We start from the raw sequence: 23,387 nt of genomic DNA on the forward strand, positions 1-23,387 counted from the left end.
ACCGCGTGGCCGACCGGACGCGGGCCGGAACCGGTACTCTTGCCGCTCGTGAGCATCGACCCGGGGACGCAGGCGCGCGGCGACGACGACCGCGCCGTCGAGCTGAGCGACGACTTCGTGGTGCTGCCCGAGCAGACGGCCGACGACACCGACCGGGGCTGGGGCGAGCGGTCCGGCGGCAACGACGACTGGCTGCTCGCCGAGCGCCCGCCGCACTGGGCCTGAGCCCCGCCGCCCGTCGTCCCGGCCTGCCGGCCGTTCGGGCCCGCCGTTCGTCGCGCCACTGCGGCGCTCGGCCGTCCCGTCCCGCTCGGCGTCAGCTGCGGACCACGATGGCGAACCGGCTGCCCTCCGGCAGCCCGACGGCGCGCTGCGCCTGCTCGGGGCGCAGCGCCAAATAGAGCGCCGAGGAGCCGTCCGTCGCGCCGGCCCCGACCACGTCGAGCACCAGCGCGCGGGACGCCAGCAGGTCGGCCTCGGCGGCCCGGCCGGCCGGCACGGCGAGCAGGTCGACCCGGGCGCCGGGGCGGACCACGGCGAGCGCGGCGGGTTCGGCCAGTCGGACCGGGACGCCGACCGCCCCGTCGGGCAGCGGCAGCGCGGACGGCGGGCCGCCGGTGGACGGCACCGGGCCTGGGTCGGGGGAGCTGGAGCCGCGCGGCGGTGGCGGGCAGCCGGCCGGGGTCTGCAGGACCGCCGCGGCGAGCCCGAGGAGGGCGGCGACGAGGGCGGCACGCAGCAGCGCAGACCGTCCTGGAAGCCGGGGCCGGCGCACCGGCCGCAGTGATCCCGTGCCCGCCCCGGTGATCGCCATCCGGTCCTCCCGCCTCCCCCGGGCGCCGCAGTGGCACCGGGGCACCCCGCCTCCGCCCGGCACCGTGACGGCACCGGGAGCAGCAGGCTAGGCCGGGAAGGGCCGGCCCCGCCCGGGTCGGGGCGGGGCCTGTGGACAACCGGGCCGCCTGTGGACAACCCCCACGCGGCGCGGCGATCTGCTAGGAAACCGGGTCAGGAGGAGCTGGACCCGCTGGACGCCGGGGCCTTCGGCGTCCCGCCCGAGGACGACGACCCGGACGCGCCGCCCGAGGACGACGACCCGCCCGAGGACGACGACCCGCCCGAGGACGACGACCCGCCCGAGGACGACGAGCCCGAGGACCCGCTGGTCGAGCCGCCGGGCGTGCTCGACGACGATCCGGAGTCGCCGGACGACGAGTCGGACTTGGCCGGCTTCTCGGAGCCGCTCTTGGCCGGGTCGGCTCCGGAGCGGGAGTCGGTGCGGTAGAAGCCCGAGCCCTTGAAGACGATGCCGACCGAGTTGAAGACCTTGCGCAGCCGCCCCGCACACGCCGGGCACTCGGTCAGCGGCTCGTCAGAGAAGGACTGCACCGCCTCGAGCTGGTGACCGCACGCGGTGCAGGCGTACTGGTACGTGGGCACGTTCTCCTCCGGATGATCTGGCACGGCCGGTTGGCACTCGGCTCATTCGAGTGCCAATGGTGCGTCATCGGACCCGGGTTCGTCCAGCGGAAGTGCCGGGACCGACCCGGGGCCGCCTGTCAGCGTACGCAGCCCCGTGTCGGGGCCGACCACCGCGCGGACCGGCCGGTCGTGCGGCTCGACCGGGAGGTGTTCGCGTAGCTCACCGTCGTGCAGCAGGGCCACCGTCAGGGTCCCGTCGCCGACCCGGGCCAGCGCCCGGTCGTACGAGCCGCCCCCACGGCCCAGCCGTCGCCCGTGCCGGTCCACCGCCAGTGCCGGCACCACCACGAGCTGGGCGGCGGCGACCGCCGACCGGCCGAGCCGGGGGCCGGTCGGCTCCCGCAGTCCCCGCCCGGCCGCGACCAGGCAGCCGGGGCCGGTGTACGCCGCCCAGTCCAGGTCGAGGTCGTCGCACAGCACCGGCAGCAGCAGTTCGGCCCCGGGCGGCAGCGCCGCGCGCAACGCCTCCGGCAGCTCCGGCCCGCCCGGCTCGGAGCCGACCGGGACGTACGCGGTCATCCGGGTCGGGCGCAGCCGGCGGACCACCTCGACCAGCGCGGCCCGGACGCGCGCCGCCGCCTCGGCCCGGGCCGACGCGGGCAGCGCGCGGCGGCGGGCGAGCAGTTCGACCCGGGCACTCCGCTTCGCCGCATGGGTCACTTCCGCGTCATCAGAAAAATCAGGCACGCAACACTCCTGACGCAACGTTTCCCACCCGGTCGCACTGTGTCAACATCGCTAGCATCGGGCGCGGAACTTCCGGGGGGAAGCGTTGACGCTACGCGGGCGGTTGACGGCAGCCTTCCTCGCGGTGGTGCTCGGCCCGGTCCTGCTCGGCGCGCTCCTCGTCGGCTCGACCATGGCGGCCGTCGACCGCAGCCGCTCGGCGGAACGGCTCGGGCTGGCGGCGGCGAGCGTGCGTACCTCGGTCGACGCCCTCTGCCAGCAGTTGCGGGCGGCGGCCGACGCGGTCGCCCTCGTCGCCGACCAGGCCGGGCGGCCCGGCGCGGCCGGGCAGGTGGTGAGCCGGGGCCTGGCCGCCGCCGTGCTGGTCACCGACGTGGCCGGCGGCGTCCTCTACACCACCCCCGGCGCCCTGGCCGGGCCCTGGCGGGAGTGTTCCGCCGACGACTCCGCCGGTGGTCCGGTCCGCGCGCTCACCGCGCGGGTCGGGCTGCGCGACCGGGCGGGCGTCGACCTGGGCGCGGTCGCCGCGGCCCAGCCGGTCGACCCGGGTTTCGTGGCCCGGCTGGCGGCGGTCACCGGCGTCGCGGTCACCCTCCTCGACGACGCAGCCGGCGGCGTCGCGCACACCACCGAGGACCCAGGGGTACGCGACGCGGTCCTCACCGCCGCGCGGAAGGTCACCGGGGACCGGGTCACCGAGACCGTGGACGGCCGGTACGTCCGCCGGGTGGGCCCGTCGCCGGGGCAGCCGCTGCCGCTGGTGCTCTCCGTGCCCAGCGAGCAGCCCCCCGGCCTGTACGCGGCGCTGGTCGGCGCGGTGGTGCTGGCCGGGCTGCTGGCGGTGGCGGTGGCCTGGCGGCTGGCCCGGGTCACCACCCGGCCGCTGGTCGAGCTGGCCGGCGCGGTGGACCGGGTGGCCCGCGGCGACCTGGGCGCCCGGGTGCCGGTGCGCAGCCGCGACGAGATCGGCCGGCTCGCCGCCGCGTTCAATCGGATGACCCGGGAGACCGACTCCTACGTGCAGGCGCTCACCAGCAGCCGGGACCAGTTACGCGGGCATCTCGCGGTGCTCGGCGACACCCTGGCCAGCACCCACGACCTGCAACGCATCCTGCGGGTGATCCTGCACAGCGCGATCGCCGCGACCGGGGCCCGGGCCGGGGCGGTGCTGCTGGTCGACGGCGGGGTGCTGGTGGGGCGGTGCTCCGAAGGGCTGGACGGGCGCTGGCCCGCCGCCGGGGCACTGCCGGACGCCGCCGACCCGACGCGGCCCGCCGGCACAGACCCGGCGGCGCTGCGGGTGCCGGTGGGGCGCGGGGTGGTCGGCGCGGTGGCGGCCACCGGTGAGCCGTGCCGGGGCCGCGTCGATCCGGCGGCCGAACCGACCGGGGAGCCGCGCTGCGAGACGTACGTCGCGGTGCCCTTCGCCACCCCCGGCGGTCTCGCCGAACGGGCCGGCGCGGAGCTGGCGGCGGCGCTCGGTGTGCTGGTCCTCTACGACCGGCTCGGCGGGGACGAGTTCGACGACGACGACCTGGTCACCCTGCGCACCTTCGCCGGGCACGCGGCCGTGGCGGTGGACAACGTCCGGGTGCACGAGGAGGCCCAGCGGCTGTCGCTGACCGACCCGCTCACCGGGCTGTGGAACTACCGCTACCTGCGCGAGTCGATCCGCCGGGAGGTGGAGCGGGCCAGCCGGTTCGGCCGGATGCTCAGCGTCCTCGCGCTCGACCTGGACCGCTTCAAGGCGGTCAACGACACCTGGGGACACGCCGCCGGGGACGCGGTGCTCGCCGAGTTCGCCCGCCGGCTCCGGGGCGAGATCCGCGAGGTGGACCTGGCCTTCCGCCAGGGCGGGGAGGAGTTCGTGCTGCTGCTGCCGGAGACCGACGCGCGGGGCGCGACCATCGTGGCCGAGCGGCTCGGCGCGGCCGTGCGGGACACCCCCGTCGCGTTGGACGGGCCCGGCGGGGTGACCATCGGGGTGACCGTCTCCGTCGGCATCGCCGTGTATCCGGACCACGCCACCACCGGCCAGCAGGTCCTCGACGCCGCCGATGCCGCCCTGTACGCGGCCAAGGCGGCCGGCCGGGACGGCTGGCGGCTGGCCGAGGCGCGGCCCTGGCCCCCGGTGGAGGAGATCGCCGTGCCGGCCGCCGCGGTCAGCCCCTCCGACGGGCTGCCCCGGGCGGGCGCGGCGATCGACGGGCGGGAGTCCCCGGCCCGCGTCGCGGCGGCGGTCGGCCCGGTCGACCCGGAGGCCGGGCGGCCCGATGTGCCGGTGGCGCGGTCCGGGCCGGGCGGCGCGTCTTCCGGTCCTCACCCGTCGCGGCACGCCCGTGGCCGATAGTCTCGCGACATGTCGGAGCACTCAGCGAACCCCTCACCGGCCGTTGCAACCGGTCGTTCCCGCGCCGTCAAGGCCGTCATCCCCGCTGCCGGCCTGGCCACCCGGTTCCTGCCGGCGACCAAGGCGGTGCCCAAGGAGCTGCTGCCGGTGGTCGACCGGCCGGTGCTCCAATACATCGTCGAGGAGGCCACCCAGGCCGGCATCGGCGACGTGCTGCTGATCACCGGGCGCGGCAAGACATCGATGGTGGACCACTTCGACCGCCGGCCGGACCTGGAGGCCCGGCTGGAGGCCAAGGGCGACACCGAGCGGCTGGCCGCCGTGCGCGGGCCCAGCGAACTGGCCGAGATCTACACCTGCCGCCAGCCCGAGCAGCTCGGCCTCGGCCACGCCGTCGGGTACGCCGAGTCGCACGTCGGGGACCAGCCCTTCGCGGTGCTGCTCGGCGACGAGTTCGTCAAGCCGTCCGAGCCGCTGCTGCCGGCGATGCTGGAGCTTCAGGCCCGCACCGGTGGCGTCGTGCTGGCCTTCTTCGAGGTCGACCCGGCCGAGACGAAGCGGTACGGCATCGCCTCCGTCGAGCCGGCCGAGGCGGAGCTGACCGACATCGGCGAGGTCGTGAAGGTCACCGGCATGGTCGAGAAGCCGAAGCCGGAGGACGCCCCGAGCAACCTCGCCGTCCTCGGCCGGTACGTGCTGCCGGGGCGGATCTTCGACGCGATCCGGCGGACGAAGCCGGGCAGCGGCGGGGAGATCCAGCTCACCGACGCGATGGAGCTGCTGCGCACCGAGGGCGTGCCGGTGCACGCGATCGTCTACCGGGGCACCCGCTACGACACCGGCATGCCGCTGGGGTACCTCCAGACCGTGGTGCAGATCGCCGCCGAGCGGGAGGACCTCGGGGCCGAGTTCCGCGCGTGGCTCGGCGAGTTCGTCAACAAGGGCGACGAGACCGTCACCGCGGCGATCCTGAACGGGATGCGCGAGGGGTCGGGCGGTCCTAATACATGACCGCGACGGCCGACGCCGAGGCGGCCGCGAACGAGTTGACGCCGCTCGCCGACTACCTGGGCAGCGTGCTGCGCAGGTTACGCGCGCTGCCTCCGCTCGACCTCGACCTCACCCAGGCGTACGGCAACGTCCTCGCCGAGGACGTCGTCGCGCCGCACTCCTTCCCGGCCTTCGACCAGGCGGCCGTGGACGGGTACGCGGCCCGCTGGGAGGACCTCTCCGGCACGGGCCGGGCCGCCGGGTACCACCCCGGCCCGCCCGGGTCCCGCACCGTGCGGTTGAACGTGGTCGGCGACCTCGGCGCGGCGAGCTGGCGCCCGGTCCGGCTCACCCCGGGCTCCTGCTTCTCCGTCGCGGCCGGGGCGCCGCTGCCGATCACCGCCGACGTGGTGGTGCCGGTGGAGTGGACCGACCAGGGCATGGCCGCCGTGGAGATCTTCCGCACCCCCAAGCGGGGGTACGGGGTACGCCGCGCCGGTGAGGAGCTGCCCGCCGGGACGCTGCTCGCCCGCGCCGGCACGTACGTCTCCCCGGCCCTGGTCGCGGTGTTCGCCGCCACCGGCATCGGGCACGTGGTGGTCCGGCCCTGCCCCCGGGTGGTGGTCGTGGCCACCGGCGACGAGCTGGTCGACGTGGGCCGGGGCAGCCAGCCCGGCCAGGTGGTGGACGCCAACTCGCACGCGCTGACCGCCGCCGCGGCCGAGGTCGGGGCGCTGGCGTACCGGGTGGGCATCTGCGACGACGACCCGGAAGGGCTGCGCGGGCTGCTGGAGGACCAGACCCTGCGCGCCGACCTGATCATCACCACCGGCGGCACCGGCACCGGGCCGGGCGACATGGTGCGCCGGATCCTGTCCCGCCGGGAGGGTGGCCGGGCCGGGCCGGTCACCTTCACCGAGGTGGCCCTCTATCCCGGCACCGCCCTCGGGTTCGGTACGGTCGGCGCCGAGGAGGTGCCGGTGGTCTGTCTTCCCGGTGAGCCCGGCGCGGCGCTGATCGGCTTCGAGGTGCTGGCCCGCCCCGCCATCAACCTGCTGGCCGGGGCCGAGCCGGTGTTCCGGCCGAGCGTCCGCGCGCATCTGCTGGAGACCATCACCTCGCCCGGCGGGCTGCGCGAGTTCCGGCCCGCGCACGTCGCCGAGCGGCGCGGCGGCGGCTACACCGTCCAGCCGCTGTCGGGCGGCCCGTTCACCCTGTCCGGGCTGGCCGAGGCGAACGGGTTGATGGTGCTCGGCGAGCGGGTCACCGCCGCCGCCGCCGGCTCCACCGTGGACGTCCTCCTGCTGGACCGGCGCCGGTGAGCGCGAGGAGTGAGCTTGCGAGCCCCGCAGTCGCGAGGGAAAGGCGAGCTCGGTGAGCGCGAGGAGTGAGCTTGCGAGCCCCGCAGTCGCGAGCGAAAGGCAGACTCGGTGAGCCTGTTGCGGGCCGGGCGGTCGCCGGGCTGGCCGGTGGTGCTCGTGGACGGTCCGGTGCTGCTGCGGCCGTACCGGCGCTCGGACGCGGCGGCCTGGTCGGAGGTGCGCCGCGCCAACCGGGCCTGGCTGACCCCCTGGGAGTCCGCGCTGCCCGGGAGCTGGGACGAGATGAACTCGCCGGCCGCGTTCCGCTGGGTGCATCGGGACCAGCGCCGTTCGGCGCGTACCGGCGAGGGGATGCCGTTCGCGGTCTGCCTGCGCGAGCAGGAGCGGGAGCGGCTGGTCGGGCACCTCAACATCGGCAGCATGGTCCGGCGGGCGTTCTGCTCCGCGTACGCCGGATACTGGGTGGACTCGCGGGTCGCCGGGCAGGGGGTCATCCCCACCGCGCTGGCGCTCGCGGTGGACCACGCCTTCGGCCCGGGTGGGCTGCACCGGATCGAGGTGAACATCCGGCCGGAGAACAAGCCGTCCCGCCGGGTGGTGGAGAAGCTGGGCTTCCGTGAGGAGTCGTACCATGTGCGTTACATGCACATCGACGGCGCCTGGCGTGACCACATCGGATACGCCATGACCAGCGAAGAAGTGGCCGCCGAGGGCGGCCTGTTGGCCCGCTGGCACCGGCTGCGCGCGACCGCAGGGTGAAGCGGCCCACCTGTGCCTGATCGGCGCGGCGCACAATCAAGACGGTCGGCGGCCCGTAACCTCAAGTAACTGCAAGCAATGGCAAGCGTTGCCCGCCCGCAGGATCGACCGCCAGGAAGGCGATTTGTCGAAGATCCTGCGGCTGTACGGCGGTTGTCCCGAACTCGGTGACGGGAGGGGTGAGGGTGCCGACCTCGGTGCTCCTCGCCGTCCTCGCCGCCGCCGGTCTGCTCGCCCTCGCGCCGGCCCTGGTTCGTCGGTACGACGCCACCGAGCGGCTGGTGGCGGAGCGGGCGCAGTCGACGGCGCGGGTGCTCCAGCGCCGCCGGCGGGGCCGTACTGTCCCCGGCCGCCGGCCGGTCAACCCCTCCCGGGCACTTGTCGTGACCCTCAGTGAGGATGCGAACACGGGCGGTCTGTCTGCCCCGGTCTCCGCACCGCCCGCCGCAGGCCGCCGACGGCGTCGGTTGAGCGCAGTCCCGTCGGCGGCGCAGTCCCGTCGACGGGCCGCGCCCCGGCGCCGCCAGCACACCCCGGCGATCTACCGTCGCCGCCGGGTGCTGGCCGCCCTGCTGCTGCTCAACTTCGTCGAGCTGATCGGCGTGGTCGTGGTCGGCCCCGGGTTCTGGATCAGCTTCTCGGTCACCGCGACGCTGCTGGTGACGTACGTCGTGCACCTGCGCAAGCTGGCGCTGGTCGAGCGCCGCAGGCGGCGGGCCCAGGCCCGGGAGGCGGCGTGGCTGGCCGCCCGCCATGCCGAGGTGCGCCGCGAGCAGGCCCGCCGCGCGGCGGCCCGCCGGGAGGCGCAGCGCCGACTGGCGGCCCAGCGCGAGGCGGTACGCCGCAGGGCGATGGGCCTGGACCGCCCGGCCGACCTGCCGCCCGCGGCCAGCGGCGGCTCGGTGTCGTACCGGCGCACGGGCGGCCTGCGGGGCCGCCCGTACCAGTCGGGCCGCACCTCCCACTCGGCCTGACCCCGCTCGGGCTTCGTGGCGGATCAGGCTGCCTATGAGTGCGCGCGCTGGCCCGTTGGTCGTTCTGGGGCGATCTTGGAAGATTTGTGCCCCTCGGGGGGCCGTTTCCTACCAAGATCCGCGAGCGGGTGGGGCGGATTCGCTCGGCGGACGGGTGTGCTGTTAGTCTTGATGCCGGCCCGCCCGGTGAAAGCCGGGTGGGACCGAAGCCGGTTAGCCGGTGGAGGGGCTGTGGCGCAGACTGGTAGCGCACCTCGTTCGCATCGAGGGGGTCAGGGGTTCAAATCCCCTCAGCTCCACCCAGCAACACTAATGGCCAGCGGAAACGCTGGCCATTAGTCATTGGGCAGAGATCCGGCGCAACCCAGCCGGAAGCTCCACCCAGAGCGGTTGCCCGCAGCCTCCCGAAGTGCCGTGCTGACAATGTTGCGGCGCCGGTTCTTCTTCGGCCACCAGTGCACGGTACGTCTCCAGCGTGATCCGCAGGCTGGAGTGCCGTAGCGCGTTCTGCACGTCGGTCGGGTCGGTGCCCGAGGTGATCAGCCGAGTCGCGAAGTGGTGCCGCAGGGAGCGAAACGTGCCTTCCTCGGGTCAGCCCGCCGCCTTGCGCCAACCACGCCACAGGTCGGACCAATGCTGATCATGGATCGGCCCGCTGTTCAGCTCTACATCCTGAACGGGTAAGAGGTGTTCTACGGTTTCTACCCGGTCCCTGAGCGAACCACCCGCAACCACTCACGACGGTCACACACCTCCCTGAGCCCTGGTTGGGTCATGGACTACATCACCTTTACCTGACGGTAACCGAACTATTAATCGGATCGGCAATATAGCCGACACTCGCGGTCGACTACATACGCCATAGGCTGTCCCTCGAACGCGGGAAATTCTTGCGAATCGAGGAAGGAGATTTTCCATGCCGGATGTGGACTTGGGCGTGGCCACGGACTGGGACGAGGGTGACACCCATGGGCGAATCAAGCTGCGGCAGAATCAGTGCTACCCGACCTCACCCAAGCGGGACGTGCTGATCAGTTCCCCGGTCAGCATCGAACTGTCGGTGAACACCAACCACAGCACCAGCCAGGAGGCCGACAAGATCTTCTTCACTACCCATCACGGTAGTCAGAAGAAGATCATCGCCATCCTGGATTCCGACGGCAATCTAAAGATCGCCGGCCGCGTCACGGAAATGCAGACGAATCTGGAGTACCGGTAGCTACGCAAACGTGACCAGGGGAGTGCCCGCACACCGGCGGGTGCTCCCGTGCCATGCCGGGCAGGTCTGTTGAGTTTATGCAGTGGTCCATCGACCTTCGCGAAGCCGGCCAGCAGGGTGTGCCAGTTCCAGCTTGCTGGGCGCGTTGGCCGATCTTGACATCTGTGCTCGGTAAACGCCACTGGGCGACCAGAGCGCCAGGCGATCAGCGGCCAAGAATCTTCCGACCGACCAGACGCTGGTGTGAAACAAGTAACGGGCGATGCCAACCATCTTGTTGTCGAGCCTCGCGCAGATGCCACGAGCGAAGTGCGCGTGGGTCGATTCTCATCACGGTTGCCAATCCTTCGATCACCTCCAGCGTCCTCGGTGCTCGCAAAGGTTACTGTGCTCGGCCACGTGCGTCATCTGCCTGATTTGACGGCAGACGCTGACGGCAACGACGAGCCACCGAAGCAGACCAGGCCTGACGAGCTCGGATCGGAACGACGACGCCGGTTCCCCTGACGCGATGAATGCTGGCCGGTGCCTCGACACCGGGCCCCCTGCTTGATACGGTCCGGCAGTTTGCGCCCGGCTTCCCCGGCGGGGTTCCGATTTTCGCAGGAGCGATGTCTCGGCTGCCGGCCGAGTGACGGAAATCCCGGCTCTCCACGCTGTGATTACCTCGTGGAACGTTGCACGGATGCGGGTGGTGACTGTATCCCCGAAGATATGAAGCGTTTGCCGTGGGTGTGGCCTATGTCACTCGCATCGGGGGACCCGTGGGCCAGGAGGCTGTCGTCTTGCCGGTTGTGAGACGAAGTCTGGACGCGGCCGACGAGGACGAACTCGTGCGCCGCACCGCCGCCGGTGATCGGCGCGCATTCGACGAGCTGTACCGGCGTACGTCGCCGTGGCTGCTTGCCCGGTTGCGCCGCCGGTGTGCCGACGACGACGTGGTCGCCGACGTGATGCAGGAGACCTACCTGGCTGTCTGGCGGGCCGCGGGTAGCTTCGCCGGGTCGGCAACGTCGGGCAGCGCGGTCGGCTGGCTGTGGACCATCGCAGCCCACCGCCTCGTCGACGCGTTCCGCCGGAGGGCCCGGCAGAACCAGGTACCGGCTGTGCCTCTCGTCGAGATGGTCGCCCCCACCGCCGAGGAGGAAGTCATGGCGGGGCGCGTCGGCCAGGAGCTGGAACAGGCCCTGCTTGCGCTGCCGCCCGAGGCGCGGCAGGTCCTGCGGGCGATGGTTCTCGACGGGCTCTCGGTACGTGAGACCTCCCTGCTGCTGGGTGTCCCGGAGAACACGGTGAAGTCGCGGGCCCGGCGGGCCCGGATCGCTCTTCGGGAGGCGCTGTCATGACCACGCATCCGAGTCCCGCGGTGATCGCCCGCTACGCCGACCGGGAGATGAGCCTCGACGAAGCCACGGTGTGGTCGGTCGAGGTGCATCTGGAGAACTGTGCGGACTGCCGTGCCCAGATGGCCGGTAGCGCGACGGACGACTCGCGGGACCTGCTCGCTCGGGTCGCCGCCGGCGTGGACCACGACATCGCCGCCGGACCGGCTCCGGCCGGCCGCCGGAGCTGGTTGGCGGCCCGGAACCGCTGGCTGGTCTGGCATTCGGTGCCGTGGCTCATCATGACGGTGGCGGTTCTGGGCTGTGCGGTCCTGCTCGACGCACTACAGCCCAGCCTGCCGTCGGTGGTGTCGCTGCTGGCTCCGGTGGCACCGCTTCCGGGGGTGGCGATCGCGTGGAGCCGGCGTCACGATCCGGCCTGGGAACTGGTCGCGGGCACGCCGGCTGCCGGATTGGCGATGCTGCTGAGACGTACGGCTGGGGTGCTCGCCGTGGTCGTGCCGGCGCTCGTGTTGGCGAGTGCCCGTACCGGAGTCTCCCTGGCCTTGACGCTGCTGCCGTGCGTGGCCTTCACCGCGGCGACCATCACGCTGGGCGCTTTTGTCGGTGTACGCCGGGCCGCTACCGGGCTCGGCACTGCCTGGGCGCTTGCCGTGGTGGTGCCGGCCGTGGTCACCGCCGAGCCGCCGGCGGTGCTGCAACCGGGCAGTTCCGGCGTGTGGGCGCTGCTCGCCCTGACGCTGGCCGGTCTGGCCGCGACTCGGGCTGACAGCTTCCGCCGCCTGACCAGCCACAACTGATCTGTCGGGCACTGCCCGTCCTCGAAAGGACTGATGATGCGTACCGTGAGCGCGGCCGAGACAGCCACCACCACCTATCCCTGGGTGGTCCATGCCGAGGGACTGCGCGTGCGCGCCGGCCGGCACCTGGCCGTCGACGGGCTCGACCTGGCCCTCGACACCGGCGTCCACGGCCTGCTGGGGCCGAACGGGGCTGGCAAGACCACGCTGATGCGCGCGCTGGCCACGGTGGTGAAACCGGCCGGCGGGCGGCTGACGCTGCTCGGGGAGTCGGTCGACGGCCGTGCCGACCTGCGGCGGGTACGTCGCGGGCTGGGCTATCTGCCGCAGCAGTTCGGGTTCTACCCGCGCTTCACGGTGCGGGAGTTCGTCGAGTACATGGCGTGGCTCAAGGAGATGCCGAAGGCCGCGGTGCCGGGCGCGGTGCAGCGGGCGATCGATCGGGTCGGCCTCACGGCCAAGGCGGGTGCCCGGATGAAAACGCTGTCCGGCGGCATGCTGCGCCGGGCGGGCATCGCGCAGGCGATCGTCAACGATCCGGCGGTGCTGCTGCTCGACGAGCCCACCGTCGGTCTCGACCCGGAGCAGCGCCTCGACTTCCGGGAGCTGCTGCGCGACGTCGGCGTCGACAGCTGCGTCCTGGTCTCCACACACCTGGTCGAGGACGTGGTGGCCGCGTGCACCGACGTCGTCCTGATCAACGAGGGCCGGCTCGTCTACCAGGGCACCCCGAACGACCTGATCGCGCAGGGCGGGCAGGGCGACGCCGGCGACAGCGCGGCCGAGCGGGGCTATTCCGCGCTGCTGCGCCGGCACCGGGCGGAGGCCGGCCGATGAGCCGCATCTTCGGCATCGAACTGCGCCGCTCCGCCGCGCTCGGAACCGCCCTGACCCTGCTGGTGGTCGGCGTCGTGCTGCTCTTCTTCGCCGACGGGATCGGTTTCGCAACCGGATGGATGCAGCTGGCCATGACTCAGCGGCTCTATCTGGCAGTGCTGTGGCCACTGGCGCTGGCCGCCGGTGCCTGGCAGGCACGCCGCGAGCACCGCTCGAACGTGGGGGAACTGTTCGCCAGCACGCCTCGCCCGACGGTGCAACGGACGGTGCCGACGCTCGGTGCGATGACTGTCGCGGTGGTCTGCGGATACCTGGCGATGGCTCTGGCAGGGGCGTTGTGGATCATCGGCACCGCCGAGTACCTGCCGGTGTCGGTCCTCGGCGTCGTGGCCGTCGGCGGCCTGGCGCTGATTGCGGCGGCCTGGCTCGGCCTGGCGGTCGGCCGCCTGCTGCCGTCGCCGGCGACCGCTCCGGCGCTCGGCGTGGCGGGCCTGGCGCTGCTGCTGCTCATTCCCGCCGCGACCCGTCCCCGGGGATGGCTGGCCCTGGTGTTCTCGCCGATCTACGAGATGAACATGCCGGGGGCCTACTCGACCGTGCCCGGCCGGGCCAGCGTCGCCCAGGCCGTCTGGTTGACGGCTCTCGCCGTCTCCGCCGTGCTGCTGTTCGCGTTCAGCGGCTGGCGGATCCGCGTGGCGGCGCTGCTGCCGGTGGTGGTCGGCGCCGCACTGGCGATCACGGTCATGCCCCACCAGAACAGGCTCGTCACCGACGCGGTCGACCCGGTGGCGAAGGAACTGGTGTGCGCCGAGGACGAACCGCGGGTATGCGTCAGCCGGGTCCATTCCGGGCTGCTGTCCGAGGTGACCCCAGGAGCTCGGGAAGGTCTGTCGATACTGGCGAAGCTGCCCGACGCGCCGACCCGGGTGCACGAGGACACCACCACGTACTTCCCCGACAGCTACCCGCAGTGGAACAAGGATGTCGTCCTGCTCCACGTCGAGGCCGGCCCCAACGGCCACCTCGCCGACGAGGCCGGTGTGCCGGCGGACATGGTGTCCGGGGCGTTCGCCAGCCCACCTGGATGCAAGAACTCCGCCGAACCGGCAGAGATGCTGGCGGCCGCCTACTGGTTGATCGGACGCGAGCCGGCGGCCAGCGACATCTACGAAGCCGAGTATATCGCCGAAGCCGTGCAGCTGTGGCGTGACCTGCGAGGGCTGCCCGCCGGCGAGGGGGACGCCCGGGTGAGCGCACTGCGCCAGGCCGCGGTGACCTGCTCGGTCGGCGACGGACTGCTCTCCCGAAGCACGCGATGAGGTGGCTGACGCTGTACCTGCGCTCCCGGCGTGTCCCGCTGGCGCTGGTCGCGACCGGCGGTTGTGCGGCGCTGATGTGGTCACTGTGGTCGGTGTTCTCCGACCACCGCAACGTAGACGTACTAATGGTCGTCCTGACGGTCTTGCTGCTGGTCGCCGCCCTGACCGCCACGCTCGGCGGCCCCGACGACGCCTTCGAGAAGGCAGCCGGGATGCCTTGGCCGCCGCGGCGGGTCGCGCATCTGCTGGTGGCGTTCCTGGCCGTAGTGGTGTTGCTGCTGGCCACGTTGGCGACCGGGGCCCGCTTCGGCCCTGCCGGGCTGGTGGTACGCGATGCTGCCGGGCTGCTCGGACTGACCGCCCTGGGCGCCGCGACGATCGGCACCGCCCGAGCGTGGTTCCTGCCGCTGGGCTGGACGCTCGCCGCGATCCTGTTTCCCCAGTCGGAACCGATCGGGCAAATCCTGACGTGGCAGGCACAGCCTCCGGGGAGTACCGCTGCGGCCGTGACGGCAGGGCTGCTCGCGCTCGGTGGGCTCATCGCGTACGCGGCGGCCGGACCGGCTCCGCGCGCGCCCGCCGAAGCCGCCCAGCAATGACTGCCAAGAAATAGCAGTTCAAGGGCGGGTTCTCGAAAGATCGGGAGCCCGCCTTTGATCATTTGTCCGTCTGGCGTCCGTCGGACGGAGCCCCAGTCCGTGAACCACGGTGTACGGGCAACTGAAGGGACGAGGCGGCTGTTCCATTCAGCTCGGCGCATTGCCATACCATGACCTTCCATGGCCCGCTCCGCACCGGTGCAGCCCCCGGTTGCCCCGCTCACAGACGGCGCTGTCGCCTTACGGCTTCGGCAGGTTTCTGATCTCGACGCGATCGCCGCAGCGAGTCATGACCCCGAAACTCATCGCTGGCTGAACGACGAGCCGATGGACGGGGAGGCTCGCCGTACGAGCATCGCCCGAGCCGATGAAGCTTGGCGAAGCGGGAGGGCTGCCCCGCTGGTGATCGCAGACGCTGTGACCGACAAGCCCGTCGGGATCATCAACCTTCAGTTCGAAAGCGATGATGTCGCCACGGTCGCGTACAGCGTGTTCCCCGAGAACCGTGGGCAGGGTGTCGCCCCGAGGGCGGTGCGGCTGCTGGCGCGCTGGGCCTTGTCCGACCTTCGGCTGAAACAGGTGATCCTTGAGGCGAATGAAGGGAATGCGGCATCGATCAGGGTGGCCGAGAAGTGTCACTTCCGGTATGTCGGTACCCGCAGCGAGACGGTCGAGGATGGCAGTCAGAAGAGCACAGCCGTCTTCGCTCTCGAAGGACTCGGGTCCGCCGTTGAGTGACTACCTGGGTGACGATCCACGCGGATGAGGGCGGACGCCTGTGGCCGGTGGCCCCGCCCTGCCTCCAGGCCGACGACCCGATCGACGCCGGACGGGTCACACCGCACCGGCCTGGCCCGAGCTTGACGGATGAACCCAGGTCCGATCGAGAGGCTCCGACGGGGGACAGTAGGATCGACATCCTTCTACCTATGCGTCCTATTTGGAGGGAACCCCTCAATGACGGGTCTATTCACCCGGGTCCTCACGTCGGCCTGTCTGGCACTCGCGACCGCCGGTGCCTCGGTGCTCGCGGTCGCGGGCACCACCGCTGTCGTGGCCACGCCGGCCCAGGCCGCCGGCCCCCGGCCCAACTTCCAGATGCCGGTTTCCTGCGGCGAGACATGGAGGATGGCCACCTACTACGGTCACGACGACTACGACATCGATCTGACCTTCACCGGCGGGGCCAGCAACGGCCGTCCGATCCTCGCCTCGTACAGCGGCACCGTCACGTTCGCCGGCTGGGGGAGCAGCGGCGGCTGGTACGTGATCATCGATCACGGTGGCGGTTGGCGGACGCTCTCCCTGCACATGATCGAGGCGCCGATGGTCGCTGCCGGGCAGTGGGTGTCGACCGGCCAGCAGATCGGCCGGGTCGGCAGCACCGGCAACTCCACCGGCCCGCACCTGCACTACGAGCAGGTGCGTGACGGCGTCAAGACCGAGTCGTACTTCAACGGGGTGGCCTCCGGCATCACCTCCGACGGCAGCCCGTCCACCGGTCCGCTGTACATCTCCGGCCCCACCTCGCCGGCCCGGAACATGACCAGCCAGAACTGCGGGCAGGTCGTCTCCAACCGGCAGGTGTACGAGTCCGGCAGCCACAGCGGTTGGCAGATGCTGCCGGTCAACAGCATCACCGGCTCGACCACCGCGTCGATGGTCATCAACGGGAACAAGTTGCTCTACACGGTCAACGGCGGCAGGGTCTACGAGGCGTCCAGCGACACCGGGTGGCGCAACCTCTGGACCGGCATCTCCGGCGTCAGCAACAACGCCTTGGCCGTGATCAGCGTTGACGGCGTGAAGTACGTCTACACCGTGGCCGGTGGGATGGTGCACGAGGCGTCCAGCGCCAATGGCTGGCGGAACCTGAACACGGGTATCTCCGGGGTCAGTGCCAACGCCCTGGCCGCGATCAACCTCAACGGCGTGAAGATCGTTTACACCGTGGCCGGGGGCTCGGTGCACGAGGCGGCCAGCAACAGCGGCTGGCGGAACCTGAACACGGGTATCTCCGGGGTCAGCGCCAACGCCCTGGCCGTGATCAGCGTCGACGGCGTGAAGTACGTCTACACCGTGGCCGGTGGGATGGTGCACGAGGCGTCCAGCGGCAACGGCTGGCGGAACCTCAACTCCGGCATCTCCGGGGTCAGCGCAGACGCCCTGGCCGCGATCAACTTCAACGGTGTGAAGATCGTCTACACCGTGGCCGGGGGTGTGGTGCACGAGGCGGCCAGCAACAGTGGTTGGCGGAACCTCAGCTCCGGTGTCCGTGGCACGGCCGTCTCGGCGACGAGCAACAGCGGGGTGAAGATCCTCTACACCGTCTGACGGCCATTCCGGCACGCCCGGACCGCACGGTCCGACTCCGCCTGCCTGGCGATCAGCCCCGGGATCCCGCTGGATACCGGATCGGATCGCCAGGCAGGCGGCCCCGTTCAGGCCTCGTCCGATCGATCGAGGGCCAGGTGCGAATCCCTCAGCTGGGGACGCGCAGCCCGTCGAGCAGGAGCGTCGGCACCGCCCGGCGGGCACTGCGTACGCCGGCGGTGACTGCGGTGGCGGTTGCCGCCTGACCCGCCGCGCGACACCTGTCGGCCCATGTCCCCGACGGCACCGGTCGACGTGGTCGATCCCGGCCGCCACCCGGGCCGGTCCGGGTGCCGCCACCCCGGCGGCACCCGGACCCACGGGTCAGCTACCGCAGATGCCGTACCCGTTCAGGCTCCACGTGCCGGCGAAGCCGTCGGCGTCCTCGGTCGCCCGCACCCGCACGGTGGTGCCCGAGGTGATGTTGATCGCGTTGAGCAGCACCTGCCCGTTGCCGGCGTTGATGTCGGCCCCCGCGCTGTAGAGCGCCTTGCCGGCCGGGCAGGTCCTGAGGTGGGTTCTCTGCGGGTCGCTCGAGCTCGTCCCCGTCACCACGATCCGCTCCAGCCCGGCCGGCGCGGTGGCGCAGACCGCGAACGACGTGGCGCTCCAGCCGGTCGGCGAGGTGCCCTGCACCGCGACCGCCCGGACGGTCACCGACGACAGGTCGGACGACGGCACCACCTGGTCGAGCACGACGTCACCCAGGCCGCTGTTGATCCGCCCGCCCATCCCGATGACCTTCTTCGTCCCGCAGCTCGCCGTGACGAACTCCGTCCCGACCGCCCCGGTCGTCGCCACGACCTGGTAGCCGGCCGGTGTGGTGGCGCACTGGGCGAGGGCCTGGAGCCCCCAGTCGCCGGTGAAGTTCGTCGGGCCCACCTCCCGCATCGTCACGAAGAAGCCGGTGCCGTTCGCCAGCGGCTCCAGCCGGTCCAGCCCGACCCGGCCGTCGGCCGTCGACCCGGCCGTGAGGAAGCCGCCGCCCCCGGTGACGACCTTGCCGGCCGGGCACGACGCGAGCGCCGACTTGTCCAGGCTGCTCTCGGCCGCCGACTGGGTGACCGTCTCCAGCCCGGCGGGATCCGCCGAGGCCGGCACCGCCCCGCCGATCGCCCCCAGCACCGCCGCCGCCCCGACGACCGCCGTCAGCACGCCACGTCCCCTGATTGCTCGCATTGTCGATCTCCCTGTCCACCCCGGACGGCCGGTGCGCTGGCACCGGCCCGTCTCCGCCGGTCCATCGCCGACGGCTGGGGAAAGCCTGGGCGGACGCGCTTGGCGTCCGCTATCCGACCGCTTGCCGCCGGCAGCCCCGCACCTCCATCCATAGACTGGGGTCGTCCGATCACGACTGGTGGGGAACGTCATGCGGTGGTCCGTCCTCGGTCCTGTCCAGGCGACCGCCCGGGGCCGGGTCCTCGCCATCGACCGTCCCCAGCAACGCGCGGTGCTCGCGCTGCTGCTGCTCGACGCCGACCGGCTGGTCTCCGCCGGGCAACTCGTGGCGGCGCTCTGGGCGGACGACCCACCGGCCACCGCCCGGACCCAGGTGCAGGTCTGCGTCTCCCGGATCCGGGCGGCCCTGCGCGCCGAGGGCGTGGCCGACCTGCTGGTCACCCAGGGCGGCGGCTACCGGCTCACCGTACGCGGGACGGAGCTGGACCTGGCCGAGTTCACCGCGGCGGTCGAGCAGGCCCGCGTCGAGGAGGCGGCCGGCCGGCCGGCGGAGGCGGCGCGGCTGCTGCGCGCCGGCCTGACGCTGTGGCGCGGGCCGGCGCTGGCCGGGGCGGCGGGTGCCTTCGTCGTCGCCGCCGCCGCCGGCCTGGACGAGCAGCGCCTGGTCGCCCACGAGCGACTCGCCGCCGTGGAACTCGGCCTCGGCCGGTGCACCGGGGTCGCGCACGCCCTGCGCCCCCTGGTCTCCGCCCACCCGCTGCGCGAGCCGCTGGTGGCCCGGTACCTGCTCGCCCTGGCCGGCTGCGGCCAGCAGGCCGCCGCGCTGCGGCTGTACGCCGAGACCCGGCGCCAACTCGTCGACGAGCTGGGCGTGGAGCCGGGTGCCGAACTGGCCGAGGCGCACCTGCGGGTGCTGCGGGGCCAGGTGCCAATTCGGACCGTACCGTCGGGTCCTGGCCCGTCGCCCGCGCCCGACCGGCCCGCCGCCGGCCCACCGACGCCCGCCGCCCCCGGGCCGACGCCCGCCGCCCCCGTGCCCGCCGCACCCGCCGGGGCAGTCGCCGCCCAGCCCGCCGGGCCGCCCCCGGCGCAGCTCCCCGGCGAGCCGGCCTGGTTCACCGGGCGGACGGCGGCCCTGCGCGAGCTGAACGACCTGCTGCCCGGCGATCCTGCCGGCGAGGACGGCACCACCCGTACCGGCGGCGGGGACGGTGCCGGCCGGGCGGTCGTGATCTCCGCGATCGCCGGCACCGCCGGGGTGGGCAAGACCACCCTCGCGGTGCACTGGGCGCACCGGATCGCGCATCGCTATCCGGACGGTCAGCTCTACGTCAACCTGCGCGGGTTCGACCTCGATGGCCGGGCCGTCCCGCCGGCCGAGGCGCTGCGCGGCTTCCTGGCGGCGCTGCACGTGCCGCCCCAGCGGGTGCCCACCGACCTGCCCGAACAGTCCGCGCTGTTCCGGAGCCTGCTCGCCGAACGGCGGGTGCTGGTGCTGCTCGACAACGCCCGCGACGACGAGCAGGTGCGGCCCCTCCTGCCGGGCTCACCGGACAGCCTGGTCGTGGTGACCAGCCGCAACCGGCTCACCGGGCTGGTCGTCAGCGACGGGGCCCGTCCGGTGACCCTGGACCTGCTCGCGCCCGCGGAGTCGCGGGAACTGTTGGGCCGCCGGCTCGGCCGAGGTCGCGCCGGCACCGAGCCGATGGCGCTCAACGAGATCGTGCGGCGCTGCGCCGGCCTGCCGCTGGCGCTGGCCATCGTGGCAGCCCGGGCCGTCGGACAGCCTGACGTGCCGCTGGCCGCCCTCGCCGCGGAACTGCGCAAGACCAACGCGGACCGGCTCGCCGCGCTGGAGACCGGTGACCCCGCGACCGACGCCCGGGCGGTCTTCTCCTGGTCGTACCGGGCGCTCGACGCCGAGTCCGCCCGGCTGTTCCGGTTGCTCGGTCTGCACCCCGGCCCCGACGTCGCGCGGCCGGCGGTGGCCAGCCTGGCCGGCCTGCCCCCGTCCCGGGTCGGCCCGTTGCTGGTCGGGCTGGCCCGGGCGAACCTGCTCACCGAGCGCGTCCCCGGCCGGTACGCCATGCACGACCTGCTCCGCGCCTACGCCTCCGAGCTGTGTCACGAGACCGACCCGGAGGCCGAGCGGACAGCCGCCCGGGGCCGCCTCCTCGACCACTACCTGCACGCCACGCACGCGGCGGACCACCTGCTCGACCCGTACCGGCTGGCCCGGCCGGCGACGCTGCCGGCACCGGAGCCGGGAGTGACGGTGGGCGACCGGTCGGACCACGCCTGGGCGACCGGCTGGTTCACCGCCGAACACCACGTCCTGCTGGCCGCCGTGGAACAGGCGGCGGGCACCGGCCTGGACCGGCACGCGTGGATGCTGGCCGCCGCCCTCACCACGTACCTCGACCGGCGCGGGCACTGGCCCGAACTGGCCGCCGCGCAGCGCACCGCCCTCGCGGCGGCCCGGCGCCGGGACGACCTGGCCGGGCAGGCCCTGGCGCACCGGGGCCTGGCCATCGCCTGCACCTGGCTGGGCGACCACCGGGGCGCGCACCTGCACTACGGCCGTGACCTGGAGCTCTACCGGGAGCTGGGTGACGACACCGGTCGGGCGCACACGCACCTCGGGGTGAGCTGGGTGCTGGCCCGGCAGGGCCGGCACCGGGCGGCGCTCGACGAGACGCAGCGGGCGCTCGACCTCTACCGGGCCGCCGGCTACCGGGTCGGGCAGGCCAAGGCGCTCAACAACCTGGGCTGGCTGCACGCCCGCCTCGGCGAACCCGGGCCGGCGCTGCGCTGTTGCCAAGCGGCCCTGCGGTTGCACGAGGAGAACGGCGACCGGCACGGCGCCGCCCTGACCTGGGACAGCCTCGGCTACGTCCACCATGGGCGCGGTGACCACGGGCAGGCCGCGGACTGCTACCGGCGGGCGCTCGCGCTGCACCGCGAGTTGGGCGACCGGTACGACGAGGCGGAGGTGCTGGACAACCTCGGCGACGCCGAGCGCGCGGCCGGCGACCTTGCCGCAGCCCGGCGGGCCTGGCAGGCGGCGTCGGCCATCTTCGACGAGCTGCGCCACCCCGACGCCGACCGGCCCCGGGCCAAGCTGGCCGCCACCGCCGAGCCGGTACGACCACAGTCGTACCGGCCCGCCCCACTCGTGGTCGGTCAGACCGCCCCGGGCCACGCGGCGCCTGCCGAGCGGCACCCGTGAGGTGGGTGCCGCTCAGCCCTGCAGCGTCAAGACGGTGGCCGGTCGAGGCACCCGGCGAGCCGGGTACGCGGATCGGACCTACGGCTTCCAGGAGCCGGCGGCCTCCAGCTTGTGCCGGTACTCCATCGCGCCGTTCTGGTTGGCCACGTCGAAGGTGACGCTGCCGGTGCGCTTGCTGCCCTCCCGCAGGTTGACGCCGGAGTCGAGCAGGTCGCCGCAGCCGGCGAACGCGCCGGCGATCCCGTTCTCGGTGGTGCCGTCGTCGGCGACCCACTGGAAGTAGAACGGGTTGATCGACATGTTGCCCTTCTTCACCGTCGCGGTGACGTCCGCGATCAGGTAGAGCCCCTTGTCGGGTGCGGGCGAGTACGCCTTGCAGCCCTTGGTCGAGGTGCGGAACCGCAGCACCGTGATCTCCAGGGTGCCCTCGTCGTCGGTGATGACCAGGCTCTGGCCGGCCTTTAGGTTGAACGTCTCACCGTCCGCCGGGGTCGAGGTCGAGGACGGGCGGGCGGTCGGCCGGCCGCCCGGAGCGGCGGTCTCCACCGGCCCGGGAAGCTGCCGCTCCGCCTCCTTCTTCGTCTCGTCGATGCCCTTCACGAGCGCCACCACGCCACCGATGCAGCAGAGCAGGGCGAGCACCGCCGCGACGACCGCGATGATGATGATCGGCTTCTTGCTGCTCTTCTTCGGCTGGACCGGGCCGAGCGGGTAGCCCGGGCCGCCCGGCGCGGCACCCGGCTGGTACGGCTGGTACGGCGATCCCGAGGTGGGCGGGTACGGCATGCCGGACACCGGCGGATACGCCGCGTCCGGGGCGGGCGGCGGCGGGTACCCGCCCGGCTGGTACGCCGGATCCGGGGCGGGCGTGAACCCGCCCTGCGGCGCCTGGTACGGGGCGCCGGAGGCCGGCGGGTACGGGGCGCCGGAGACCGGCGGCGGCGCGTACGGCGCACCGGACACGGGCGGCGGGGGCAGCGGTGCGGTCGGATCGGCCGGCCACTGCGGCACGGGTGCCGTCGGCGGTTCCTGGTTCGGCTGGTATGGATCCTGCGGCCCGTAAGGGGGCTGGGGGTGGCTCACCGTACTCCTCGGCACCTGATCACGATCGCGACGACCTGACGGTATCGCCCCCGGCAAGGCTCCGGGTACACGTACCGTCTCAGCGGGGTAACAGGATAGCGGCGGTGCGGACCAGACCGGCGTCGACGGTGAACCGTCCGGTGATCGTCGCGGGCGGGTCGGGAACCGGGGCCGCGTCCAGCCGGGCGGCGGCGATCCGGGCCGTGAACAGGCCGGAGTCCGGGTCCAGCTCGACCAGGGCGTCGTGGAAGTCGAGCCAGGTGCCGACGATCGGGTGCCAGACCTTGTAGACGGTCTCCTTGGCGCTGAACAGCACCGCCGGCCAGGAGATGCCGGCCGGCAGCCGAGCGCACGCGTCCCACTCCTCGGGCAGGCCGATCAGCCGGCGTACCCCGGCGTTGAGCTCCTTGTGCTGCTCGGCGTCCATGCCGACGGAGCGGACCTGGTCAACGCGGGCCGCCGCCGCGGCGCAGTAGCCGTGGGTGTGGGTGATGGTGCCGACCACCCCGGCCGGCCAGACCGGGGACCGGTCCGGCGCCGACGGCAGGGCGACCGCCGGCATCCCGAGCCGGGTGAGCGCCCGCCTGGCGCAGACCCGCCCGGCGGTGAAGTCCCGCTGCCGGCTCTCCACCGCCCGCTCGCCGAGGCAGGCCCGCTCGGCGGGCAGCAACTCCCCGGTCCAGTCGTCGGACCCGGCGACGGCCACCGCCACCTCGGGCGGCAGCAGGTCACGCATTTCCGGCCCCGGCCACCTCGGCCCGCCAGGCCAGCACCTGCTCGGTGGTCAACTCCCGGATGCTCATCGGTGCCGAACGTACCGCAAGGGGGCGGCACCGGAGGGC

General features: G+C 73.1%; 22 protein-coding genes, 1 tRNA gene and 1 pseudogene. 17 read left to right on the forward strand and 7 right to left on the reverse strand.

Annotation, left to right across the window (positions count from 1 at the left end; genetic code table 11):
- Positions 1 to 39: 39 nt before the first annotated feature.
- Entirely contained in the window at positions 40 to 225 is a 186-nt protein-coding gene (locus ACQPZO_RS03865; RefSeq protein WP_350883799.1) for a hypothetical protein, read from the forward strand.
- Positions 226 to 316: 91 nt separating this feature from the next.
- On the opposite strand, the gene ACQPZO_RS03870 is transcribed toward ACQPZO_RS03865, so the two are convergent.
- Positions 317 to 814, reverse strand: coding sequence for a flagellar biosynthesis protein FlgA (locus ACQPZO_RS03870; RefSeq protein WP_433347086.1), 498 nt, complete (start codon positions 812 to 814; stop codon positions 317 to 319).
- 150 nt (positions 815 to 964) lie between these two features.
- Between ACQPZO_RS03870 and ACQPZO_RS03875 the strand changes: the two genes are divergently transcribed.
- Positions 965 to 1,285 (forward strand): hypothetical protein, encoded by a 321-nt coding sequence (locus tag ACQPZO_RS03875; protein ID WP_433351408.1) that lies wholly within the window; start codon positions 965 to 967, stop codon positions 1,283 to 1,285.
- A gap of 62 nt (positions 1,286 to 1,347) precedes the next feature.
- Here the strand turns inward: ACQPZO_RS03875 and ACQPZO_RS03880 are convergent.
- Both ACQPZO_RS03880 and ACQPZO_RS03885 read right to left on the reverse strand, forming a co-directional pair.
- Positions 1,348 to 1,464 (reverse strand): annotated as a pseudogene (locus ACQPZO_RS03880) (FmdB family zinc ribbon protein); the annotation flags it as partial.
- A gap of 18 nt (positions 1,465 to 1,482) precedes the next feature.
- Positions 1,483 to 2,169, reverse strand: a complete 687-nt coding sequence (locus ACQPZO_RS03885) for a 5-formyltetrahydrofolate cyclo-ligase (RefSeq protein WP_433347088.1) — start codon at positions 2,167 to 2,169, stop codon at positions 1,483 to 1,485.
- An 85-nt stretch (positions 2,170 to 2,254) separates the two neighbouring features.
- Here ACQPZO_RS03885 and ACQPZO_RS03890 point away from each other — a divergent pair, with 85 nt between their 5' ends.
- The 6 genes from ACQPZO_RS03890 to ACQPZO_RS03915 all read left to right on the forward strand — a co-directional run bounded on the left by ACQPZO_RS03890 (position 2,255) and on the right by ACQPZO_RS03915 (position 8,863).
- Positions 2,255 to 4,519, forward strand: a complete 2,265-nt coding sequence (locus tag ACQPZO_RS03890) for a diguanylate cyclase (RefSeq protein ID WP_433347090.1) — start codon at positions 2,255 to 2,257, stop codon at positions 4,517 to 4,519.
- Positions 4,520 to 4,528: 9 nt separating this feature from the next.
- On the forward strand, positions 4,529 to 5,530 hold the full coding sequence (locus ACQPZO_RS03895) for a UTP--glucose-1-phosphate uridylyltransferase (protein ID WP_396669237.1): 1,002 nt from the start codon (positions 4,529 to 4,531) through the stop codon (positions 5,528 to 5,530).
- On the forward strand, positions 5,527 to 6,831 hold the full coding sequence (locus ACQPZO_RS03900; protein WP_433347092.1) for a molybdopterin molybdotransferase MoeA: 1,305 nt from the start codon (positions 5,527 to 5,529) through the stop codon (positions 6,829 to 6,831). Before ACQPZO_RS03895 ends, ACQPZO_RS03900 begins: the two co-directional genes overlap by 4 nt.
- Before the next feature lie 108 nt (positions 6,832 to 6,939).
- A complete protein-coding gene (locus ACQPZO_RS03905; protein ID WP_396669239.1) occupies positions 6,940 to 7,590 on the forward strand; it encodes a GNAT family N-acetyltransferase in 651 nt (216 codons plus the stop codon).
- Positions 7,591 to 7,769: 179 nt separating this feature from the next.
- Positions 7,770 to 8,564: a divisome protein SepX/GlpR gene (gene sepX, locus ACQPZO_RS03910; RefSeq protein ID WP_433347094.1), complete on the forward strand. Its 795-nt coding sequence runs from the start codon at positions 7,770 to 7,772 to the stop codon at positions 8,562 to 8,564.
- A gap of 225 nt (positions 8,565 to 8,789) precedes the next feature.
- A tRNA-Ala gene (locus ACQPZO_RS03915) sits at positions 8,790 to 8,863 on the forward strand.
- A 40-nt stretch (positions 8,864 to 8,903) separates the two neighbouring features.
- On the opposite strand, the gene ACQPZO_RS03920 is transcribed toward ACQPZO_RS03915, so the two are convergent.
- The gene (locus ACQPZO_RS03920; RefSeq protein ID WP_433350772.1) at positions 8,904 to 9,131 is read right to left on the reverse strand and encodes a tyrosine-type recombinase/integrase; all 228 of its coding nucleotides are present in this window, start codon (positions 9,129 to 9,131) and stop codon (positions 8,904 to 8,906) included.
- Positions 9,132 to 9,480: 349 nt separating this feature from the next.
- Here ACQPZO_RS03920 and ACQPZO_RS03925 point away from each other — a divergent pair, with 349 nt between their 5' ends.
- From ACQPZO_RS03925 to ACQPZO_RS03960, 8 genes are all read left to right on the forward strand, one after another.
- Positions 9,481 to 9,783, forward strand: a complete 303-nt coding sequence (locus tag ACQPZO_RS03925) for a DUF6342 family protein (protein ID WP_433347096.1) — start codon at positions 9,481 to 9,483, stop codon at positions 9,781 to 9,783.
- Between the two features lie 794 nt (positions 9,784 to 10,577).
- A complete protein-coding gene (locus tag ACQPZO_RS03930; protein ID WP_328822463.1) occupies positions 10,578 to 11,129 on the forward strand; it encodes an RNA polymerase sigma factor in 552 nt (183 codons plus the stop codon).
- Complete coding sequence (locus ACQPZO_RS03935) at positions 11,126 to 11,926, forward strand: zf-HC2 domain-containing protein (RefSeq protein WP_433347099.1); 801 nt, start codon at positions 11,126 to 11,128, stop codon at positions 11,924 to 11,926. Before ACQPZO_RS03930 ends, ACQPZO_RS03935 begins: the two co-directional genes overlap by 4 nt.
- 36 nt (positions 11,927 to 11,962) lie before the next feature.
- A complete protein-coding gene (locus ACQPZO_RS03940; protein ID WP_433347101.1) occupies positions 11,963 to 12,763 on the forward strand; it encodes an ABC transporter ATP-binding protein in 801 nt (266 codons plus the stop codon).
- Complete coding sequence (locus ACQPZO_RS03945) at positions 12,760 to 14,082, forward strand: hypothetical protein (RefSeq protein ID WP_433347103.1); 1,323 nt, start codon at positions 12,760 to 12,762, stop codon at positions 14,080 to 14,082. The genes ACQPZO_RS03940 and ACQPZO_RS03945 overlap by 4 nt, the downstream gene beginning before the upstream one ends.
- Positions 14,079 to 14,681: a hypothetical protein gene (locus ACQPZO_RS03950; protein WP_433347105.1), complete on the forward strand. Its 603-nt coding sequence runs from the start codon at positions 14,079 to 14,081 to the stop codon at positions 14,679 to 14,681. Before ACQPZO_RS03945 ends, ACQPZO_RS03950 begins: the two co-directional genes overlap by 4 nt.
- 180 nt (positions 14,682 to 14,861) lie before the next feature.
- The gene (locus ACQPZO_RS03955) at positions 14,862 to 15,419 is read left to right on the forward strand and encodes a GNAT family N-acetyltransferase (protein WP_433347106.1); all 558 of its coding nucleotides are present in this window, start codon (positions 14,862 to 14,864) and stop codon (positions 15,417 to 15,419) included.
- 219 nt (positions 15,420 to 15,638) lie between these two features.
- A complete protein-coding gene (locus ACQPZO_RS03960) occupies positions 15,639 to 17,015 on the forward strand; it encodes a M23 family metallopeptidase (protein WP_433347108.1) in 1,377 nt (458 codons plus the stop codon).
- Between the two features lie 363 nt (positions 17,016 to 17,378).
- Here ACQPZO_RS03960 and ACQPZO_RS03965 read toward each other — a convergent pair whose 3' ends face one another.
- The gene (locus ACQPZO_RS03965) at positions 17,379 to 18,233 is read right to left on the reverse strand and encodes a hypothetical protein (RefSeq protein ID WP_433347110.1); all 855 of its coding nucleotides are present in this window, start codon (positions 18,231 to 18,233) and stop codon (positions 17,379 to 17,381) included.
- 190 nt (positions 18,234 to 18,423) lie between these two features.
- Between ACQPZO_RS03965 and ACQPZO_RS03970 the strand changes: the two genes are divergently transcribed.
- Positions 18,424 to 21,462, forward strand: coding sequence for an AfsR/SARP family transcriptional regulator (locus ACQPZO_RS03970; protein ID WP_433347112.1), 3,039 nt, complete (start codon positions 18,424 to 18,426; stop codon positions 21,460 to 21,462).
- Between the two features lie 78 nt (positions 21,463 to 21,540).
- Here ACQPZO_RS03970 and ACQPZO_RS03975 read toward each other — a convergent pair whose 3' ends face one another.
- On the reverse strand, positions 21,541 to 22,545 hold the full coding sequence (locus ACQPZO_RS03975) for a hypothetical protein (RefSeq protein WP_433347114.1): 1,005 nt from the start codon (positions 22,543 to 22,545) through the stop codon (positions 21,541 to 21,543).
- 79 nt (positions 22,546 to 22,624) lie between these two features.
- Positions 22,625 to 23,281, reverse strand: coding sequence for a 4'-phosphopantetheinyl transferase family protein (locus ACQPZO_RS03980; protein ID WP_433347116.1), 657 nt, complete (start codon positions 23,279 to 23,281; stop codon positions 22,625 to 22,627).
- Positions 23,282 to 23,387: the final 106 nt, after the last annotated feature.

Source organism: Micromonospora sp. CA-111912 (assembly GCF_050948415.1).
GTDB lineage: Bacteria > Actinomycetota > Actinomycetes > Mycobacteriales > Micromonosporaceae > Micromonospora.

Bases quoted from the DNA above. Each gene is read 5' to 3' on its own strand.
- ACQPZO_RS03870 (WP_433347086.1), bottom strand. From the start codon at position 814: ATGGCGATCACCGGGGCGGGCACGGGATCACTGCGGCCGGTGCGCCGG.
- ACQPZO_RS03895 (WP_396669237.1), top strand. From the start codon at position 4,529: ATGTCGGAGCACTCAGCGAACCCCTCACCGGCCGTTGCAACCGGTCGT.
- ACQPZO_RS03900 (WP_433347092.1), top strand. From the start codon at position 5,527: ATGACCGCGACGGCCGACGCCGAGGCGGCCGCGAACGAGTTGACGCCG.
- ACQPZO_RS03925 (WP_433347096.1), top strand. From the start codon at position 9,481: ATGCCGGATGTGGACTTGGGCGTGGCCACGGACTGGGACGAGGGTGAC.
- ACQPZO_RS03935 (WP_433347099.1), top strand. From the start codon at position 11,126: ATGACCACGCATCCGAGTCCCGCGGTGATCGCCCGCTACGCCGACCGG.
- ACQPZO_RS03940 (WP_433347101.1), top strand. From the start codon at position 11,963: ATGCGTACCGTGAGCGCGGCCGAGACAGCCACCACCACCTATCCCTGG.
- ACQPZO_RS03945 (WP_433347103.1), top strand. From the start codon at position 12,760: ATGAGCCGCATCTTCGGCATCGAACTGCGCCGCTCCGCCGCGCTCGGA.
- ACQPZO_RS03950 (WP_433347105.1), top strand. From the start codon at position 14,079: ATGAGGTGGCTGACGCTGTACCTGCGCTCCCGGCGTGTCCCGCTGGCG.
- ACQPZO_RS03955 (WP_433347106.1), top strand. From the start codon at position 14,862: ATGGCCCGCTCCGCACCGGTGCAGCCCCCGGTTGCCCCGCTCACAGAC.
- ACQPZO_RS03960 (WP_433347108.1), top strand. From the start codon at position 15,639: ATGACGGGTCTATTCACCCGGGTCCTCACGTCGGCCTGTCTGGCACTC.
- ACQPZO_RS03965 (WP_433347110.1), bottom strand. From the start codon at position 18,233: ATGCGAGCAATCAGGGGACGTGGCGTGCTGACGGCGGTCGTCGGGGCG.
- ACQPZO_RS03970 (WP_433347112.1), top strand. From the start codon at position 18,424: ATGCGGTGGTCCGTCCTCGGTCCTGTCCAGGCGACCGCCCGGGGCCGG.
- ACQPZO_RS03980 (WP_433347116.1), bottom strand. From the start codon at position 23,281: ATGCGTGACCTGCTGCCGCCCGAGGTGGCGGTGGCCGTCGCCGGGTCC.